Below are 1,328 nucleotides of genomic sequence, written 5' to 3'. Positions count from 1 at the left end.
TGCTTTAACCAATATATCGTTTTTGTCAAAGTAACCCAAAGCTCCTCCCCAATCCACCGCTTCGGTTCTTTTCCAAATTGCGTATGTATTACATCCGTATTCTGGATCAACTATTGGTATTCTAACATTTAATTTATCTCCAATTATTTTTTGAAAGGATGCGTTGTCTTCTGTAAAGAAATGAAATCTAGGCTTTGCAGAAAAGTATATCTTCCCATTTTCGACTTCTATTATTGGCCTAGCATAAAACAAATCTAAAATTGATTTGCTTTCCATAGTAACTCCGTCTTTTAATGTTGTTGAACATACAATCTTTATGTCTCCCTCTTCTATTAATTTTTTATAAAGTTCAGGGTCAATAGTATACTCAAACTTAATTTCTTCATTAATTGCTTTCTCAAGAGCCTCTTCATCCCTAATATTTCTAACTAAGTCTTTATCATCTATTATTAATCCCTTATATTTCCAATAACCACCACTATAGTGCCATAATTCAATTGCATTTGTAATAGGCCCATGTGTACCAATTATTTTGCCTTTTGGAGTTTCATCTATTCCTTCTATAAGGACTTCAATTTTTGGGGTCTCTGCATTTACTATACAATAATCATAGAAGCCTTGTATAAAAATGCTTTGTATTATCAATATAGACAATAGAATATAGATAATCTTTCTACACATAATTTTGCCCCCTAGACTCATTCTACCATTGGAACATCTTGTCAAAGTCAAATGTTGCCGAATAATTTTCTGAAGGTGTAGTTGCTGACTTTGGCACAAATTTGGCTCTCATATCTGATTTATCCATAGAGTAAACTATATTTAGTACGCCCAAACTGCCATTCTTCGGATGTTTTAATGAAATTTCAATATTAAAGAAATCCAAATTATTTATATTAGTAATAACTGTTGCCTCTTTTTTAAATGAACCTTTTGCTGGTATTAACCATTCAGGATTACGCTCAGTTGGAGAATATCCATCATTAGTCCCATCTTTGTTGTAAATCGTTATACCAAGACTCCATTCGTAACCTTCAGGTATTTCTGGATATGTACATTCAATATAGTATTTTCCGCCTTCCTTCACAAATCTCAGTTGATCTGCTAACTTAAGTAAAAACTCTTTTGATTTTTCAATCTTTATTCTGCCATAGGGGTCAACATCTGTTACATCATTAAAAGCTATACCATCATAATACTTTACCGTTCCTCCTGTCGGTTCAGGAGAAGGTGCTACACTACCGTTCATATCAATATACACCGTTCTTATATTTGCATTCCACTTCACAGTTGCTCCCAATGCTTCACTTACAAACCTCACCGGCACA

Annotated in this window: 1 protein-coding gene and 1 pseudogene; both read right to left on the bottom strand. The window is 33.4% G+C overall.

Annotation, left to right across the window (positions count from 1 at the left end):
* A pseudogene (locus JCM21531_RS17235) lies at positions 1-681 on the bottom strand (hypothetical protein); the annotation flags it as partial.
* Between the two features lie 22 nt (positions 682-703).
* The coding region (locus JCM21531_RS17230; protein WP_038291666.1) for a stalk domain-containing protein at positions 704-1,328 on the bottom strand (625 nt) is incomplete at its 5' end.

The sequence above is a fragment of the Acetivibrio straminisolvens JCM 21531 genome, assembly GCF_000521465.1.
Lineage (GTDB): Bacteria > Bacillota > Clostridia > Acetivibrionales > Acetivibrionaceae > Hungateiclostridium > Hungateiclostridium straminisolvens.
Note: the sequence above shows the minus strand (reverse complement) of the source record. Positions and strands in the feature narration are given on the sequence as shown.